Origin of the sequence: Aquirufa antheringensis (assembly GCF_023921165.1) — a bacterium.
In the GTDB taxonomy this organism is placed as follows: Bacteria; Bacteroidota; Bacteroidia; order Cytophagales; family Spirosomataceae; genus Aquirufa; species Aquirufa antheringensis.
The window spans coordinates 627,799-645,217 of the sequence record NZ_CP049835.1; the positions used below are offsets into that span (position 1 = coordinate 627,799).

13 protein-coding genes are annotated in these 17,419 nt (G+C 43.3%); 4 read left to right on the top strand and 9 right to left on the bottom strand.

The window, feature by feature from the left end:
- The first annotated feature begins 31 nt into the window (after positions 1–31).
- Entirely contained in the window at positions 32–1,381 is a 1,350-nt protein-coding gene (locus G9X63_RS02905) for a 3-oxoacid CoA-transferase (protein WP_252624123.1), read from the top strand.
- Here the strand turns inward: G9X63_RS02905 and G9X63_RS02910 are convergent.
- Positions 1,378–2,772: a Gfo/Idh/MocA family oxidoreductase gene (locus G9X63_RS02910; protein ID WP_252624127.1), complete on the bottom strand. Its 1,395-nt coding sequence runs from the start codon at positions 2,770–2,772 to the stop codon at positions 1,378–1,380. The two genes, G9X63_RS02905 and G9X63_RS02910, sit on opposite strands and share 4 nt — an antisense overlap.
- 185 nt (positions 2,773–2,957) lie before the next feature.
- The gene (locus tag G9X63_RS02915) at positions 2,958–4,004 is read right to left on the bottom strand and encodes a helix-turn-helix transcriptional regulator (RefSeq protein WP_252624129.1); all 1,047 of its coding nucleotides are present in this window, start codon (positions 4,002–4,004) and stop codon (positions 2,958–2,960) included.
- 86 nt (positions 4,005–4,090) lie between these two features.
- Here G9X63_RS02915 and G9X63_RS02920 point away from each other — a divergent pair, with 86 nt between their 5' ends.
- Positions 4,091–4,363, top strand: a complete 273-nt coding sequence (locus tag G9X63_RS02920; RefSeq protein WP_252624131.1) for a hypothetical protein — start codon at positions 4,091–4,093, stop codon at positions 4,361–4,363.
- Here the strand turns inward: G9X63_RS02920 and G9X63_RS02925 are convergent.
- Genes G9X63_RS02925 through G9X63_RS02955 form a run of 7 tightly spaced genes read right to left on the bottom strand, consistent with a single transcriptional unit; the run spans position 4,360 to position 14,327 of the window.
- Positions 4,360–5,244, bottom strand: a complete 885-nt coding sequence (locus tag G9X63_RS02925; RefSeq protein WP_252624132.1) for a PorP/SprF family type IX secretion system membrane protein — start codon at positions 5,242–5,244, stop codon at positions 4,360–4,362. The two genes, G9X63_RS02920 and G9X63_RS02925, sit on opposite strands and share 4 nt — an antisense overlap.
- Complete coding sequence (locus tag G9X63_RS02930; RefSeq protein ID WP_252624137.1) at positions 5,245–10,722, bottom strand: putative Ig domain-containing protein; 5,478 nt, start codon at positions 10,720–10,722, stop codon at positions 5,245–5,247. It lies immediately after the preceding gene.
- Positions 10,723–10,778: 56 nt separating this feature from the next.
- Positions 10,779–11,690 carry a bile acid:sodium symporter family protein gene (locus tag G9X63_RS02935; RefSeq protein ID WP_252624140.1) on the bottom strand — a complete coding sequence of 304 codons (912 nt, stop codon included), beginning with the start codon at positions 11,688–11,690 and terminating at the stop codon, positions 10,779–10,781.
- Positions 11,691–11,720: 30 nt separating this feature from the next.
- A complete protein-coding gene (locus G9X63_RS02940) occupies positions 11,721–12,455 on the bottom strand; it encodes a hypothetical protein (protein WP_130895121.1) in 735 nt (244 codons plus the stop codon).
- On the bottom strand, positions 12,452–12,988 hold the full coding sequence (locus G9X63_RS02945) for a YceI family protein (protein ID WP_252624143.1): 537 nt from the start codon (positions 12,986–12,988) through the stop codon (positions 12,452–12,454). The genes G9X63_RS02940 and G9X63_RS02945 overlap by 4 nt, the downstream gene beginning before the upstream one ends.
- Positions 12,985–13,896, bottom strand: coding sequence for a DUF5777 family beta-barrel protein (locus G9X63_RS02950; protein WP_201737832.1), 912 nt, complete (start codon positions 13,894–13,896; stop codon positions 12,985–12,987). Before G9X63_RS02950 ends, G9X63_RS02945 begins: the two co-directional genes overlap by 4 nt.
- The gene (locus G9X63_RS02955; RefSeq protein ID WP_252624145.1) at positions 13,896–14,327 is read right to left on the bottom strand and encodes a Rieske 2Fe-2S domain-containing protein; all 432 of its coding nucleotides are present in this window, start codon (positions 14,325–14,327) and stop codon (positions 13,896–13,898) included. The genes G9X63_RS02950 and G9X63_RS02955 overlap by 1 nt, the downstream gene beginning before the upstream one ends.
- A gap of 153 nt (positions 14,328–14,480) precedes the next feature.
- On the opposite strand from G9X63_RS02955, the gene G9X63_RS02960 reads away from it, so the two are divergent.
- On the top strand, positions 14,481–15,077 hold the full coding sequence (locus tag G9X63_RS02960; protein WP_130922960.1) for a DUF4956 domain-containing protein: 597 nt from the start codon (positions 14,481–14,483) through the stop codon (positions 15,075–15,077).
- A complete protein-coding gene (locus G9X63_RS02965) occupies positions 15,070–17,172 on the top strand; it encodes an outer membrane beta-barrel family protein (protein WP_252624148.1) in 2,103 nt (700 codons plus the stop codon). The genes G9X63_RS02960 and G9X63_RS02965 overlap by 8 nt, the downstream gene beginning before the upstream one ends.
- Positions 17,173–17,419: the final 247 nt, after the last annotated feature.

Consider the following 17,419-nt stretch of genomic DNA (forward strand, 5'->3'; position numbering starts at 1 on the left):
AAGATAAGAATATTCTGTTTAATTTAACCAAATGAACAAGGTTTACGATTCGGCTTTTGAGGCCATTTTTGATGTTACATCGGGCTCATCGATGTTGTTTGGCGGTTTTGGATTAACTGGGATCCCAGAAAATGCGATCGATGCCTTGCTGGCAGCAGGTACTGCCGAAATACTTTGTATCTCGAATGAAGCGGGAATCGAAGGCTTTGGCTTAGGTAAACTAGTCGCCTCCCGAGCCATCAATAAGCTCATCTGTTCCTATGTGGGCGAAAATCACTTATTAGAAGCGTTGATTCTAGAAGGGCACTTATCCGTGGAACTTGTTCCTCAGGGAACCTTAGCGGAACGCATCCGTTGTGGTGGTGCAGGGATTCCCGCCTTTTTCACGCCGGCAGGAGTAGGGACGGAAGTAGCTGAGGGGAAAGAAGTGCGGGAGTTTGGGGGAAAGAAATACCTCTTAGAAACCGCGCTTACAGCAGATTTTTCATTTGTGAAAGCCTGGAAAGGAGACACGGATGGCAATTTGATTTACAAAGGAACCTCCCGCAATTTCAATCCAGTCATAGCTCCAGCAGGTCGTATCACCATCGCCGAAGTAGAAGAACTAGTCCCCGCGGGAACCTTAGATCCCAATGAAATCCATACCCCAGGCATTTATGTGCAGCGCATTTTTCAGGGATCAAACTATGTCAAACCCATTGAAAAATTCGGTGCCTTAGCTCATTCAGAAGATGAACAGAAGGAAATCATTGCCCGCCGTTTAGCGAAAGAAATCAAAGACGGTGATTATGTCAACCTTGGCATCGGCATTCCTACGCGGGTCTCAAACCATATTCCACCAGGAATGAAAGTGATATTACAATCAGAAAATGGATTATTAGGCATTGGCCCTTTAGCCGAACCTGGTCAAGAAGATCCCGATTTAATCAATGCGAGCAAGCGTCCGATTACGATTTTAAAGGGTGGTTCTCTATTTAGTTCCGCCGAAAGTTTTGCGATGATCCGTGGCGACCATATTGACGTGACGATTTTAGGGGGAATGCAGGTTTCTGAGCGCGGGGATTTAGCGAATTGGAAAGTACCTGGCAAAATGGTCAAAGGGATGGGAGGGGCGATGGACCTAGTCGCTTCTGCGGACAGAGTCATTGTGGCGATGTTGCATTTGACCTCCGATGGAAAATCAAAATTAGTCTCTGCTTGTGATTTACCTTTAACCGGGGAGCGCTGTGTCACGCGAATCATTACCGATTTAGCCGTGATTGACATAAACCCCGAAGGCGGCTTTCTATTAAAAGAGCGTGCCCACGGGGTTTCTATTGAACAAATCAAAGCGGCCACAGCTGGTAGATTACTCATCCCAGACGTGGTGCCTGAATTTTAGATTTTATAGTATTGCTCCCAACCTTTTCTTGGCGGCGCTCCCACTAAAAGAGAATTCGCTAAGGAGTTGTTCGTAATTTGTTTCGTCTTGCGATCGAATTGTAATTTCGTATTCAGTTTTTGTGCCATCACACCTAGGGAGAACACTTGGCTTAAAGGACCTGCGATTTCGAAAGGAGAACGCGTCTTTTCTTGACCCATACAGGCTTTCAAGAAGTTCGCATAGTGATTCGAAGGACTTGCCTGCACTTCAGGTAATTTTAAATCCTTGCCCGCATCGCCTAAAATTGAAAGCGTACTTCCGTGCGATCCGCCTTTGAACGTTAAATCCTTGCTGTAGATAATTTTGCCTGGATTTAATTTAGAGGGTTGGATTTTGCCATTGGCCGCTGGTGGAATATTCGGATCTAGTTCGTTCGTTCCATAATTCGATGGTACCGGTGGAATGTTGTTTACGCCATCATACCACGTGATATCCATCGCAGGCATATTCTTGCGCTCAGGGAATTTAAACTGAATCGTGGATGACATCGGGTAGAAGAAATTATTGTGACCATCTGCCCGTAGCATATTGATTTCTGTAGGTAAGCCTAAGTCCAAAAACTCGTGTGCCGTATCCATGATATGAGCACCCCAGTCACCCAGTGCACCTAAACCATAGTCAAACCAGCAACGCCATTGACCGTTCACAAAATCTTTTTGGTACTCATGTGGTTGTACAACACCTTGCCAAATATCCCAATCTAAAGAAGAAGGAATCGCTTCAGCTGCCGGAAATTTGGTGATCTTTGGATCCCAGCTATGCCATCTACGTGGCGAATTCATGTGAGCCGTCATCGATGTCACATCCTTAATAATTCCTGCTTCTTTCCAAGCCTTGAATTGGAAGTAATTTCCTTCGGAGTGGCCTTGGTTACCCATTTGAGTGACTACTTTCGGGTGCTTGCGCGCCGCTGCCATCATCAATTCGATTTCATTAAAGGTACGCGCCATGGGTTTCTCCACAAACACGTGTTTGCCTAGACCCAGCGCCATCATCGTGATAGGGAAGTGGGAATGATCAGGAACACCAATGGAAACGGCCTCGATCTTCGATCCCATTTTGTCAAACATTTGACGGAAATCTTGGAAGCGAGGTACATCTGGGAATTTCTCTAACACTTTTAACGTTTGCGGTGCGCCCATGTCTACATCGCAAAGGGCGACAATATTGGCTAGGCCCGTGTTGTACAATGACATCACGTCTAAACCGCCTTGGTTACCGATACCGATACAAGCAAGATTGACTTTTTCACCGGAAAATTTCGATAGAATATTAGGGAAAGCTGCTGCAGCTCCGATAAGGCCGGCGTTCTTTAGGAAATCCCGGCGTGAATTTTGTAGGTTGTTCATGTATAGGAAATAGGTTTGTAATTAAAAGCCAAAGACTTAGCTAAACTACTTGCCTCCTAAATCAAAAAAAAGATGAAAGAAAAATTCTTTCATCTTGATGCACACCAAACCACTAATTGATTTTGTAATAAGCGAAGGTAGGTCTATTTCTCGGTTATCAAACACCGGTCTATCAGATTATCAGTTTATTGATAAAGCGATACAGCAATGGCTAAATTTGCGCGCATCTTTTCACGTAAATGATCAGGTTCAACTACTTGTAATTCAGTGGAATAGCGCAGTAGAAAATTTTCTAATTCTTGATTAATTTCTAATAATAATTCAATATGTAAGGCATCTACTGATTTTTGCGATGGGTGGATCGGGTATTTAGTGACGTATTCTTTGATCCAAGAATCTTCGCGTACTTGAATGATGATTCGCTCTGCGGCGCCGGTACCCCTAAAAAGACCTAAGTTGTTTTTGAAAAAATCGGAAGGTTGAAAATCTGGGTGAATTCGGATTTTATAGTTCGTCTGAATTGGTCGAATAGATTCGATTCGATCTAAGGCAAAGAGCCGAAGTTTATCGAGCGAAATGCGTGTTTGTAAGTCTGAAATCTCTTGGAACAATACATACCAGCCCGTATACCAACCATTGTTGTATTCCTTTATCAACAAGGGGAGCCCGGTGACGGTTTTTACTTTAGAGGTGGCAGTTAAACCTTTGTGCGATATTTCGATGAGTTGCTTCCCGGCAATGGCGTCTACTAGAAATTTAACGTGTTCAGATCCGGAGCGATCACCCTCGTTGATTAATTCGATAGCCGGCCAGTTCGCAAGTTCTTTGTGTTTTGTGAGGTTGTTTTCCAAAGAGATCGCCCGCAACTTATTCACAATCCCATTTCCATTGCCCCCCGTAAACAAATGTTTGTTGAAATCGATGATGGACGCGATTTGGTCTAATTCCTTTTCGGAGAAAGAGGGGAAAGCGCTGATATCATCTCGAATATAATAGAAACGGTTCTCTGATTTTGAATACCGTATTAAATCGCCTTCCGTCTCTTCTAAACTAGGATAGCGTTCCGCTAGCTTTTCTTTCAACGCTTTTAGGTCGCGGCTGAAGCTGCGTTCGCTATAGCCGAGTTGGTCAAAATGTTCCGTGAAATAATCACTCACCGTTGCCGCGCGCAAAGGAAAAGTCTTTCGCAGAAATAAGTTATTCAGCTCTTTTAGGCGATCTGTCGTATTCATGTGGTACGAATCTAGTAAACTCTTAGTAAGTCGCCAACTTTTGGCGAACTATAAATGAAACTTTGCATCAACAAAACGATAACAACATGAAAAATATCAAATCATTACTCGTATTACCTTTCTTTTTCTACGCAACAGAAGGCTATTTAAAAGCATTCAAAGTGGCTAAAGTAACGGGTTCTATTAAACTTTTTGTGATCACTAATTTCTTACTTTGCCTTGGATTAATTTTGGCAGACTTTCAGTTTTTCGGAAATTCTGATGTAGATGGACTTTATACGCAAGCGGTGTTAGCGGAAGTACTTTACTTAGCTGGAGGTGCGGGATTGAATTTGTTCTCGGAATTAGAGACGCGTTAGTTACCGCGCTCGAATTGGAACTTTAACACGAATTCGTGTGTCTGATTCGTGATTTTAGAAATCGTATTCGTGGGCATCTCGTATTGGTAGCCTAGATAAACGGTGGGGCTAAATTGAACTCCCAGGTTAACACCAATGGCGTTTTCATTTCGGTAGCCAAAACCTACGTCAAGTAATTCATAGAATGACCCAGTCAGGTTGATGTCATAGCTTAATGGTAAATCAGCTGCTGCGCGCACAATCGCATTGGTGTGAATACTAACGGCTTTACTTAGGACTTGTTTTTTGCCTATCATGCCATAATAGAAGGAGGCGTCTTTGTATTTCCCGTTTTGGAGGCCAAAATCATTCCAAAGCATCCTCGGTTGAGAAATACTCACATAGAACTTGTCCTCTTTCGCTAGGCGAATTCCCCAACCTGAATTAATCTGTAAACCGGTAGAATAATTTTGCGTAAATAACTCATCTGTTTGATCTAATAAACTCAGTCCCGCAAAGTCCAAAGCTAAATTAGTCACCCCCACGCGAATACCACCTGAGAGCGCCCATTTTTCATTAATCAAGGAGTGATAGGCAAAATCGCTGTTCACTGAAGTCGCTTTCACAGGGCCTAATTGATCCAGAAATGCCGTGAATCCCACGCCCATTTTCTCTCCCCAATTAAAGTTTCCCATCAAGGCAGTGGTGACGGGTGTCCCCGGCATCGATGTCCATTGGTTGCGGTTTACAAGAATGATTTCGTTCTTATCGCTAGCTCCTACGAACGTAGGGTTTATGATTTGTGGGTACAATCGAAATAAGGAGAATACAGGGTCAGTCTGGGCCTTTATTTGGCCAGCTAAAACTAACAAACACCCTAAAATCACAATCCGTAATTTCATTTATTTCTTTAATCGATTGATGTAAATATAAGTAGAAACGCGAGGTCTCACGCCATTATAGTCTAAAATATAGAAATATACGCCGTCAGGTAATAGACCATCTCCTGCTAAAATCGGATTCCCTCGGTTCGTTTCACCGCCCCAATTATTGCCATAATCTTTTGCTTCGAATACGATATTTCCACCTCGATCTAGGACCGTTAAGGTATTAGGCGTCGTACGCATGACGCCTGGAATGACTAAATAATCATTTTTGCCATCTCCATTCGGCGAAATCCCCTGGAAGGCCACCGGGTCACAGGCATCTGGGTCGATTCGGTTATCCACCCCGTCATGATCGCAATCAGGTAGGCCGCCATAATTCAAATCATTCTCCCACTCGTCCTTAATTTCATCCCCATCGGAATCCAAATCATTGTAATCTGGAAGCCCGTCTTTATCTGTATCCACCGGATTATTTCGATCGCCGCCTATTTCGACGATATCCGTGTAACCATCTTTGTCCGTGTCATAATTCACATCTTCTAACACCGTAATTGTCGTGCTATCGAGGTCCGGTCCAGTGGAATTCGTGGCCGTGATAATGTAGGTTCTAGGTTTGGCTGGCCAAGTAGGGATACCTGAAATTAGCCCCGTTTTGGGATCCAAATTTAGGCCAGGAGGCAATAAAGAATCGATCGCGAAAACATCGACAATTCCTACAACGACCGGCTTGAAGCTCACAGCTACGCCTTGTTTGAACACACCCGTTGCGGGGTAATCAATCTCTGGGAAGGCGATTAAGACTTTAATTGAAATCGTAAAGGTGTCGTATCCCGTTGAATTAGTGGCCGTAATCACATAATTCGTAAAGTCTTGTGCTTTCGTAGGTGTTCCCGTAATGGATCCTGTCAAAGAATTCAATGTTAAACCAGCCGGCAGCGGTTTGTCTACCGTATAGACCGTTGGATTTCCCTGAACACTCGGGTTCAACGCACTGATTTTAATCTTCTCAATATAGGTCTGAGGAGTGGTATAACTCAAACTGCTCGGATGCGGAATAACCGTGGCAATCCGAATAGTGTCCTTAGTAGCGGCAGTGCTATTCGTAATGGTGACCACATAGGTAGTAGGCGGACTTAAAACGGTAGGTGTACCTGAGATAATTCCGGTGGCAGGATCAAATACTAATCCAGCAGGCAATGGCCGGTTTATCGCAATACTTCCCACAACGCCTTTGATAACGGGGATTAAATCAGCGTTCGTTTTACTTGGGAAAAATAAGTCAACGCCTGTATATACCGGATTTATTTGTGCTCCTAGTATAGGTTCTGGATACGTAATGTGAGGTCTTGCGATTAATACCGTGATCACAAGTCGTGCCCTAGCAGATCCCGTCGTATTAGTAGCCGTTACCCAGTATTCCGTTAATGGAATCGCCTTCGTAGGAGTCCCAGATATAACCCCTGTGATCGGATTAAGCGTCAAACCATCCGGCAACGCTTTGTCAATCGTATACGTATCTACTTTTCCGGTCACGCTTGGATTTAACGGAGTGATGGGCACTTCCTCCTCATAAATGACAGGAGTGGCGTAGGAAAGATTTTTAGGCTGAGCAATTAATACTTCTAAGTCCAAAGGAGCAGAGGTAGACCCCGTCGAATTGGAGGCCGTTACGATATAGCGTATAAGTCCCGTGAAGACGCTCGGTTTACCCGTAATTTCTCCCGTCGCATTGTTGAATGTGAGCCCTAAAGGCAAAGGTTTGTCTATCGTGAAGGCAGTCGCTAAACCGGAATAGGTCGGTCTAACCGGTGCTAACGTACTATCTTGTATTAATCGAGTGGGACTGAAGTAGGCCAAATTAGACGGCGGCGCAATCACCACCGAAATGTCAATACTCGCCGTCGCCGATCCCGTGCTATTTCTAGCCGTGATCACATAGGTCTGCATCGAACCTAAAGCCGTGGGAGTTCCACTGATGATTCCCGTAGTCGAACTAAAGGAAAGCCCTGCAGGAAGCGTGCGGTCGATGGAATAAGTCGCTACGGTTCTGGAAACGGATGGAGCGATATCGGGGATGAGAAAGTCTTGATACAAGACTTTTGGGGTTGCATAGACCAGATTTCTTGGTCTCGCAATCAACACCGTCATCACCACATTCGTCGAGGTAGATCCCGTCGAATTCGTCGCGGTAACCACATAGGTTGTGGTCGGTTTTGCCAAAGTAGGTATGCCAAAAATCCGTCCCGTCGTCACATCTAAAATTAAACCATCTGGTAGTGCCGGAGCGACGGAATAAGAGGCAACATAACCAGTTACCGTAGGATTCAGAGGGCTGATGTCAACCCCTTCTTCATATACATTAGGGGTATTATAAGACAAGCCAGTAGGCGCTGGAATTAATACCGTGATAGGAAGTGCATACGAACTTGACCCCGCCACATTTGTGGCAGTAATCGTAAATATAGTTCTAGGAATTGCTTGCGTAGGCGTCCCCGAAATCCTTCCCGTATTCGTATCGAAACTGAGTCCATTTGGAAGTTGTTTGTCGATCGAATATGACGCCACAAAACCCGTCACCGTAGGACTTAAGGTACTGATCGCTGTGCCTGTAAAATAGGTAGGAGGGTTCACGTAGGTCAAATTCGTAGGTGGCGGAATGGTGACCGTAATATCCACTACTGCGGTTCCTGTTCCCGTCGTGTTCGTCGCCGTAATCGTATAGGGGGTTCTAGTTGATTGAACCGTCGCCGCCCCTGAAATGATTCCCGTACTCGTGTCAAAATTCAAGCCAGCCGGTAATCCAGGACTGATCGCAAAGGAGTTAACAACCGTTCCATTTTTGTTTGGAACTAACGGATTAATAGCCACCGTCTCATAAAACACATTAGGTGTCGTGTAGGAGATTTGTGGCTTGGCGATTAGGACGGTGATGGAAGTGGTGGCCCCAGTGCTTCCTGTTGAATTACTAGCTGTGATGGTATAATTTGTGGCGGGGTTTGCCAAAGCGGGTGTTCCCGAAATTACCCCAGAAATAGGATCGATACCTAACCCTGCTGGCAAAGTGGGGTTGATCGTGTAATTAGAAACGACACCAGCTACAGTTGGCAATAAGGCAGTGATAGGAACTCTTTCCTCGTAAATATTTGGCCCAAAGTAAGACAATCCAGATGGCGCCGCCATACGAACGGTTATATCAATGTCAAAAGTGGTGAATCCGGTACTATTCTCCGCCGTAACGGTATAAATCGCTTGCGGCACAGCGGCTGTAGGAGTACCATTGATTAAACCTGTTGTCGCATTGATACTCAACCCTGGTGGTAATGTAGTGATTGTGTAACGTGATACGGCTCCGGTCACGGTAGGCGATAAGGTAGGAATAGCTGTCCCCTCTGTAAAGATCCAAGGCGTTTGGTAAGATAAATTAGTAGGAGGAGGAATGACGACAGAAAAACTCGTGGTGGCGACTACTTGTCCTGTTGTATTGATGGCTGTAATGGTATATAACGTAGGATCACTTAAAGCCGTAGGTGTTCCACTTATTACTCCAGTAGTTGTATTGAATGTTAAACCAGTAGGTAAATTGACGGGCACAATGGTATAGGAATCTACCTGTCCTGTTACCGTGGGTACCATAGGAGTAATAGGTACAAATTGATAAAATTGGAAAGGACCGGGATAAGTAAAATTAGATGGAGGAGGTATAACCACATCAAAGTTAATGGTTGTACTGGTGGAACTCGTTGAATTTGTACCGGTAATCACGTAAGCTGTAGCAGCAGCGATGGCAGTGGGAGTCCCTGAAATTACTCCTGTGTTAGGATTTAAAGTTAATCCGGTAGGTAAAGGTCGGTCAATCGTGTATGTTGAAATGACTCCACCTGAATTAGTGGGTGTAATAGGCGTTATGGTAGTTCCTGTGTAAAAACGAGAGGGAACAACATAGGCTAAATTCGTAGGAGCAGCGATACGAACCGTTATGAAAATTTCTGATTGAGCCGGTCCTGTTGAGTTAGTTGCTATAATGACAAATCTAGTTCTAGGCATAGGAACTTGAGGTGTTCCGGATATAGATCCATCAGTTGAATTAAATACAAGCCCTGTAGGTAATGTTCCTTGTAACTGATAGGTAACATCTGAACCGGTTACAGAAGGTGAAATAGCGCTAATAGGGGTGTATTGAGTAAATACATATTCAGAGCCAGTAGTTATCGTGATTGTCGGTGGCGGGATGACTATTTGTATTGTAAATGTTGCCGTAGTTGGAGTTCCAGTGCTATTACTACCTGATACGGTGTAGGTTTGTGTGCTTGTTGTTTGTGTAGGGGTGCCTGTGATTTGTCCAGTAAGTGGATTGAAAGTTAGGCCTCCTGGAAGAGCAGTTGGGCTGATGGTGAAATTATCAATACGGCCTATGAAAGTAGGTGTTAATGTAACAGGACGGTTAACTACAAAGCGATTAGGCGTACTATAATTTAGACCTGTTGGAGGGGCTAAATAAATGGTAACCGTAAAGGGAATCTGAGCAGAGACGCAATTTGCTTGGGAGTTTTTTACAACTAAATTAAAATCAAATGTACCCACCTGCCCATAAGGAATAGTGATAGCCATAGGTGAAGTGGTAATAGGGGCATTCAGTACTTCATCAAACCCATTCAACGCGTTGGCTCCAGCATAAATAGAGTAGGTGTCAGTGCCTTGGACTTTATTGGTGTAAGGTAATGCAAAGCTTTCGGCATTAGAAGAAATATCCGCTACAGCACTTAGGGTGACGGAGGGATCAGGAAGAAATCGTACTTCAATGGGATTACTAGCCGGACTTGTACATCCTCCAATAGTCGTTTTGGAGGTGTAAATTCCTGGTGTTGTGACAGTAATGCTCTGTGTTGATTGGTTTATACTGACTCCATCTTTAAACCACTCAATCGTTCCTGAGGTAGCAGCCGTAGTTAAGGTGGCTGATCCCCCTGTACAGATTTGAGCTAACCCTGAATTATAGGATAGCGTGAATTCAAGTGAGCCACTGTTGTCACCTGGGCTAGGATCGGCATAGGAGTAGTAATATTTAGCTGAACCGTCTCCTAATCCTAAATAATATTCATAAATATGATCACTACGGTAATCGGAATTATTGTTAGGCGCAGGCGCTACAGAATTATTCAAAAGCCATTTATTGCTTCCATCGGTAATCAAGGTTGGTGTTCCAGTGCCTATTAATTGTGTGGATTGTGGGCTTTGGTAAGCGGCATCGAGATGGTTTATGCTATTTTCAATGCCGTAAGTTCCTTTTACTTCTAATTTGTATTGCCTGGTGGTTTGGGTAAGAGTAGCAGGGGACTGAATCCAAGAATTAGCATTAAATGTCTTTACTTCACTACCTATAACTCGCCATCTGGAATTGGCTGTATTCCCCGAGATGATCGGTGCCGGACAACTAGATTGAGCTAGTGCCGCGAATTGGATAAACAGAAACAAGTAGAGAAATAATTTTCTCATGTATGATTTTAAGAACAGATAATTACTAAAATTAGGGAAAATAAATGGTTTACGTTTTATTTTCCCTTCCAATAATTCGCCAGTGCAGAGCCATTAATGTTCATGACTGGGCCAAAAATCGCCGCTGGCAAGCCTAGTGTCCCCACTTTACCCATCGCCATGGCCAGGCCAGAGGCGAGTCCCGCGTTTTGGAGCCCTACTTCAATTGCTATGGTTCTGCAATCTTTTTCTGGCAATCGACTTAAGCGACCACCCCAATAGCCCAGCATAAATCCAAACACATTATGCAATAGACAAACTAAAACTAACACCGGACCTACAGCCACAAGTGCGTCTCTTCCGTTTGCTGTAATGATGACAACGATGGCACCTACACTCCACATGGAAATGCTGGGTAATGCTTTTTCAAACCAGGGAAAGCGAGAACCCAGTAATCGATTATAAAGGACCCCCACTGCAATAGGGATGATGATTAATTTGCTGATTTCCCACACCATCGCCCATAAATCGATTTCGATTAATTGCCCTGCGAGGTTTTTCATGAGTAAAGGGGTAAGCAAAGGGGCTAATAGCGTAGCTATTGACGTCAGGGTGAGTGATAAAGCTACATTGGCTTTGGCAAGATAAGACATCACATTAGACGCCAAACCGCAAGGCATGCAACCCACTAGAATAATACCCGCTGCGATTTCTGCCGGAAATTGAAAAACCTTAGTGAGGCCCCAACCCACGAAGGGCATAATGGTAAATTGGAAGAAGACTCCTAAAACAACGGCTTTAGGTGAGCGCAATACCTCCGCAAAATCACCCATTTTCATCGTGGACCCCATGCCAAACATGATGAGTTGTAACAGGGGAATAATGAAAATTTTGAATTTCAATGTACCCAAACCTATAAAGGGCTCAGGAAAAATAAGCGTTAAAATGACAGCAGCAATGATGCTGAAAGTGAATAAAAGGCCTTTCATAGCAGGTTTTTGCTACCAATTTACGAATAATTAATTATTCAATGTTCCTTCTGCGATCCAGGCTTTGATTTGGCTAATCTCGCAAGTTCCTAGTTTAGATGTGCTTGATGGCATTGGAATATATCCAACCGCGTGATTTATGGAACCCATCAATTTGCCATTAGCCGCATACACTTTTACAGCTGCGTGGGAGTTTAAATCAATGCCTGCTGATGGCGTTGTGCCACTATGGCAACCGGTGCAATAGGTTTTCAAGGTAGGAAACACGGTGGCTGAAAAGGAAACGGCGGTAGTGTCACAGGTGGCAGAGGAGGCAGAACAGGAATTGTTTTTTGCCCCTTGTTGTATCCATTTTAAGACAAGTCCTTTGTTTGCCAAACTAAATTCGGCTGCGGGTGCCGGTGGCATTCGATCTTCACCAGTCTCTATCAGGCACTTGTATAAATCACTTGATGACGGCGAGCTTACTTTTACCTCGCGCATGATGTTCGTATAATCCGTTAGAATAACGCCGTCTTTCTTCGAAATGGCATCATGGCAGCCACTCATGGCACAATTAGACGTGATCAGTGGAAGAATAGTTTGATGGAAATAGACCGTGTCTGGGCTGCAATTTGTAGCGGGCGTTGTAGGAGTGCTAGGATTAATGGGGGTAACAACAGTCGTAGTATCCACCACAATCGGTTGATAAGCCAAAGGACTGTTCTTGTCATTTAGGCAAGAAACAAATACGAAAATGCTTAAAATAAGTCCTAGAATTCTCATTTTTTGGTATAGTTCATTTTTGAAGAAATCTTAATGACCTCGGCGATTTTGGCAAAAACAATCTTAGGGATATCTACTTTGTAATCCACTAACTTCACCTCGAACTGGCACGTTAAAGCTAATGTCGAACCCGTGGAAACAATCGTCCCTTTCAATTCAATGGGACGAGTCACTCCGTGAATGGTGGCAGATCCGGAAGCGGTGATAGGGTAAGTTCCAGCCACTGTTAGATTGACGGATTCTTTGATTTTCCCTTTGAAAGTCGCAGAAGGGAATTTTTCACTTTCCAAATAATTCTCATTGAAGTGCTCCTGCATTAACTTGTTAGGGAAGACAAAATTTGTGATGCGCATTTGAACGGCTACTTCGTTCGTAGCCGTATTGATGATGCTGGATACAGATTTGTTGACGGCATCGATGTCCTCCATTGGAGTTTTGGAGAAAAAGGAAACTTCCCCGTTCGTCGTCATAAATAACTGTGCCTTGGATTGAAATCCAACAAATAACAGGGCTAAAAGGAATAATTTTTTCATTTTTTCTTTGGTTCTAAACTAAAAGTACGGGCCATGTTAAAGCCATAAAAGATGTCGCCTGCGCCCCAGGTGCCTAGGGTTTGGCCTATAAAATGTTTCTCGGTCATTCCGCGAGAGTTCGTCAAATGCAATTGAAAAACGTGTCCGCCTGTCTCGATATCAAAACCGACAGAAAAGGAATCTTGGTAAGGATAAGCTACGCCTGCGCCTTCCTCATAATCCTCTTTGTCCACGATATTTTTATAATATTCTGCCGAAACACTCAGGCGATTTGTGAGTTTATATCGACCCCCAAAACCCATCGATAACAAATTATTATCTAAGTAGATGGATTCTGATTTGTTGTTATGCAAAACTGTGGGCATCAATTGCAGCGAAAGTTTGTCGCTAAATTTGCGGGCAATGAGTAGTTGGCCAAAATAGGACTGGCGTTGCAAATTATTTTGATAGCTCATCACATTTCCACTCGAAGTCGTGTAGCCTGTGGGCATTGTGTTCGTCGTCATGCCACCATACAAAGTCGCGGTGATGGGCATTTTATTCGATTGCGCTAACACTTTATATTTCGAGTAAAAATCATAGGTTTTCTCGATAGTCGAACGACCAGCTCCTAAAAGCCATTTGTCGGTTAAGGAGTATTCTAGGCCTAAACGGATTTTGGCCTCATCTAAACCCAGGAAATTATCAATGAATCCAGAATTGATGGATCCAAAACGGTGCGAGATCCAAAAATTCAAGTGCTGTTTCGCCAATGTCTCCACCGTTTGCCCATTGATCAGACGCGTTCCTTTGAATGTGGCCTGAGTGAAGGTGGTTTTTTTTGCATCCTCTTTCTCTAACATGTCAAGAAGGTCATCCTGCGCAAAAAGGGAGGTGCTACAAAATAGGAGTAGGAGTATTTTTTTCATTAGGCGAATATGCGAAGGCTGGTTCCAGATAAACTTGTTTGATAGGCTTTAATGCCCTTACTACCGTTTGCATTAGTACCAGCGCCAGTGGTAGAGAAAGTGGCCCCATGTTGGGTGCAATAAAAACCGCCACCACTGTAGATGACGTTGGCTTTATTTTCGTGTGAACAAACTTGAGTTACTGCAGCAAACGTAGTACTGGAAACGCGCGCTACAACAATGCCATTCGCGATGACATAATTACCTACCGTATTTAATTTGCTGTAGGTCGCGTTTGTTAAATCGAGGGTGAAATCAGCGCTGCTTGCGGGTGTTACGGACTCATTTGTGCAAGAAGAAAGGGAGGAAACGCCGCAATAAACGGCTAAGAGAGAGGCTCCTTTCAGGCCTAAAGACTTTAAAAAGGCGTGTCGTTTGATTTTGTTTTCCATTTTCGGAGGGGTTTGTATATGCAATATTGCAAATTTTAACGCGCTAAATAAATGATTATTATCACGAGTCGATGAATGCCTTCAGCAAAATGATGAATAGGCGAATAGGGCAGATAATAGGAAATGGTTATATTTGAAGATAAATAAGAACAAATGCTAGAAACCTTTTTGATTCGGTATGCACTGAATTTACTTTTTACGTTCATCGTCGTGCGGTTTATCTATTACCCTAAGTACCGCAATAACGACTTCGTTTTTACTTTTTTCCTATTTAATACCATCCTTTTTGTGTTGTGTTATCTGTTAGCGGAGGCTGATTTGAAGTTTGGTTTTGCCTTTGGTTTATTTGCCTTATTTTCCATGTTCCGCTACCGAACCGTGACGGTGCCTATTGGTGAAATGGGCTATTTTTTCTTAGTGGTGACACTAGGAATTATCAACTCTTTGGCCTCTTTAGTCAATATCGAGATGCTTTTAGTCGCAAATTCGGTGCTAGTCGCGATGACTTTTTTATTAGGCCGGACCTTGCAATTGACACACGAAAATTTTCAAACGCTGAACTATGAAAATCTAGGTTTGATTAAGCCAGCAGAAAGGGCGGGATTGCTACAAGATTTAACGGAGCGTACTGGTTATCCGATTCACAAAGTGCAGGTAGTTAAAGTCGATTACCAGCGTGGAATTGCACAATTAAGGGTGTATTATTTTTCCAAAGAGAATGAGTCCGGCCCTCTTGACTTAGATGCATAAGTTTCTATTTCTTCTATTTCCATTTTACGCCTTTGCGCAGAAAGATACTTTGCAGGAAGTGCGGGTTACTGGCATTCGCTCTGAAATGGCGAGTGATCCCTCGAAAAAGGTATTTCAGGTGGGGGCGAATTTGACGAATTTGGGCGGTAATCTGTATGATGTTTTAAGCAATATACCCTCCATCTATGTGACCAGCGATGGGAATGTGAATTACCGAGGTAATCAAAATTTGACCATCTATTTTGATGGAAAACCAGCCGGAATTTTAAGCTCGTCTCGGGCAAATGCCTTAAGTCTTTATCCCGCAGATCAGATCGACCGTATTGAAATCATCTCGAATCCGGGCGCTAAATATTCTGCGGAAGGTAGTTCGGGTATCTTAAATATCATTTTAAAGAAAGGATCGAAAACGGAGTCTTTACGCCTAAATTCAAATCTAGGAACGAATGATAAATATGCCCTTTCGGCTACTTATGCAAAAGGTTACAAACGTTGGACGCATGTAGTAGATTTGAATTTACGCCAAAACACGCGCAACAACTACCAATACCTCTACCGAGAAAACCCAAGTCCCTTCGGCTTTTCCCAAATCGCCCAAACAACGGATGAAATCAACCGCGATTATAACCAGTCTATTCGATTAAATTCGATCTATACTTTTAGTAAGGATCGGACTTTCGGGATTTCATTTATCGGCCGTTTATCGTCTGACCACAATTCCGAAGTGCGCTCTAACAAAAGCGAATTCAGCTATGCGGCGGATCGATTTTATGCCCGAGATGCGGACAAGAAAGGAAGTGATTCTGGTTTTGATTTGAACCTATCGTATAGTCCAAGCGCAAACGGAAAGATCGATTTTTTATGGATCCAAAACCAAGGTTCCGACGCGAATCAATTCTACCAGCATTATTTTTACGGGGATTTTGATACCCCTAATCCAAACATTCCTGTTCGCAATGAGCGTTCGTCTGCCTCTAGTACAAACTCGACTCTGCTCTTGCAAGGGGATTGGACTAAGTCGTTTTCGAAAAAACTTTCGCTCGACTATGGGTTCAAATTGAACTCGCGCTTCTTCGAAAATTCCTTCTTATATGAGAAACAGAAGGAGGGGATTTATGTAAAAGATGGCGTTCGTTCGAATGGATTTACGTATGAAGAACACATTCAAGCGGGCTATGTTTCTTTTTCTAAAAAAGCGCGTTATCTTCAGTTAGATGGGGGGATCCGCGTCGAGGCCACTGAAATTGCGGGTGATGTACAACAAAACTATGTGAATCTATTTCCATCACTTTCCATTTTGCACCCCATTTCTGCTTCACAGTCGATTTCGTTTGCCCTTTCTTCCCGGATCACAAGGCCCAGTTACAAGTCCTTGAATCCCTTTATTTCTTTTGCGGATCCACTTAATTTGAATGCGGGTAATCCATCGTTGAAGCCCGAAAAGGCGCTTCTTTTAGAGCTGTCCCACGTGAAAGATTTTACTTCTTTATCGGTTTCAAATTCCCTATTTTACCGCGAAATTACCGGATTAGTGGGGCGTGTTCGTACTTTTTTGAATGGCGATACGACCTTAACCCGCTATGAGAATATCTCCAAATCCCGTGCCTGGGGTCTCGAGAATCTCAGCACTTGGACCGTTTCAAAGGCCTTCAAAATAACCCTTAGTTCGTCAATCTACCAGACCGATTTACAAGGTTTGATTAATGGAACCCAAGTAGCTCAAAACCGCTGGAGCTGGAACTCTCGCCTAAATCAGCAAGTCAAATGGAAAAACAATTGGTCTGCACAGCTTTCAGGAATTTACCAGTCTTCTCAGATTAATCCTTTAGGAATTATCAGTCCGTATTATACCGTGGATCTGGGCGTGAAAAAAGACCTAGGTCGCCTCACGATAAATGCCCGGATTAACGATTTATTTAACACCCAAAAAACGATCTACGATTCCCGTCCTTTCGGCTTTGTCAGCGACCTCGAACGCAAGAAAGAAACTCGCATTTACTATATCGGCTTTAGCTACAAGTTTGAAAGTAAGAAGATGAAGGAGGCTAGGGAGAGGAAGAGGATTAACGAAGAAGAAATAGATATCGAAGATTAAAACGAATGCTAAAAATGCGCTGCGCGATATTTTTATGCATTTCGTTTTATTCTTCTCTCTCTCTCTTTATCTCAGAGAGTTTGTTTAAATGTAAATCACAAAATTATCGCGCAGCGCAATTTTAGATTTACATTTAAATAAACGAGATATTTTTACGCATTTCGTTTTAATCTTCTCTCTCTGTTTAGATTAGAGATAAGAAAGTATAGAAAGGAGATAAATCAAGTTTTAGATTCAAAGCATAGAA

Coding starts and splice junctions, on each gene's coding strand:
- G9X63_RS02940 (WP_130895121.1), bottom strand. CDS start 12,455: ATGAGAATTCTAGGACTTATTTTAAGCATTTTCGTATTTGTTTCTTGC.
- G9X63_RS02960 (WP_130922960.1), top strand. CDS start 14,481: ATGCTAGAAACCTTTTTGATTCGGTATGCACTGAATTTACTTTTTACG.
- G9X63_RS02965 (WP_252624148.1), top strand. CDS start 15,070: ATGCATAAGTTTCTATTTCTTCTATTTCCATTTTACGCCTTTGCGCAG.
- G9X63_RS02915 (WP_252624129.1), bottom strand. CDS start 4,004: ATGAATACGACAGATCGCCTAAAAGAGCTGAATAACTTATTTCTGCGA.
- G9X63_RS02925 (WP_252624132.1), bottom strand. CDS start 5,244: ATGAAATTACGGATTGTGATTTTAGGGTGTTTGTTAGTTTTAGCTGGC.
- G9X63_RS02910 (WP_252624127.1), bottom strand. CDS start 2,772: ATGAACAACCTACAAAATTCACGCCGGGATTTCCTAAAGAACGCCGGC.
- G9X63_RS02905 (WP_252624123.1), top strand. CDS start 32: ATGAACAAGGTTTACGATTCGGCTTTTGAGGCCATTTTTGATGTTACA.
- G9X63_RS02950 (WP_201737832.1), bottom strand. CDS start 13,896: ATGAAAAAAATACTCCTACTCCTATTTTGTAGCACCTCCCTTTTTGCG.
- G9X63_RS02935 (WP_252624140.1), bottom strand. CDS start 11,690: ATGAAAGGCCTTTTATTCACTTTCAGCATCATTGCTGCTGTCATTTTA.
- G9X63_RS02945 (WP_252624143.1), bottom strand. CDS start 12,988: ATGAAAAAATTATTCCTTTTAGCCCTGTTATTTGTTGGATTTCAATCC.
- G9X63_RS02920 (WP_252624131.1), top strand. CDS start 4,091: ATGAAAAATATCAAATCATTACTCGTATTACCTTTCTTTTTCTACGCA.
- G9X63_RS02930 (WP_252624137.1), bottom strand. CDS start 10,722: ATGAGAAAATTATTTCTCTACTTGTTTCTGTTTATCCAATTCGCGGCA.
- G9X63_RS02955 (WP_252624145.1), bottom strand. CDS start 14,327: ATGGAAAACAAAATCAAACGACACGCCTTTTTAAAGTCTTTAGGCCTG.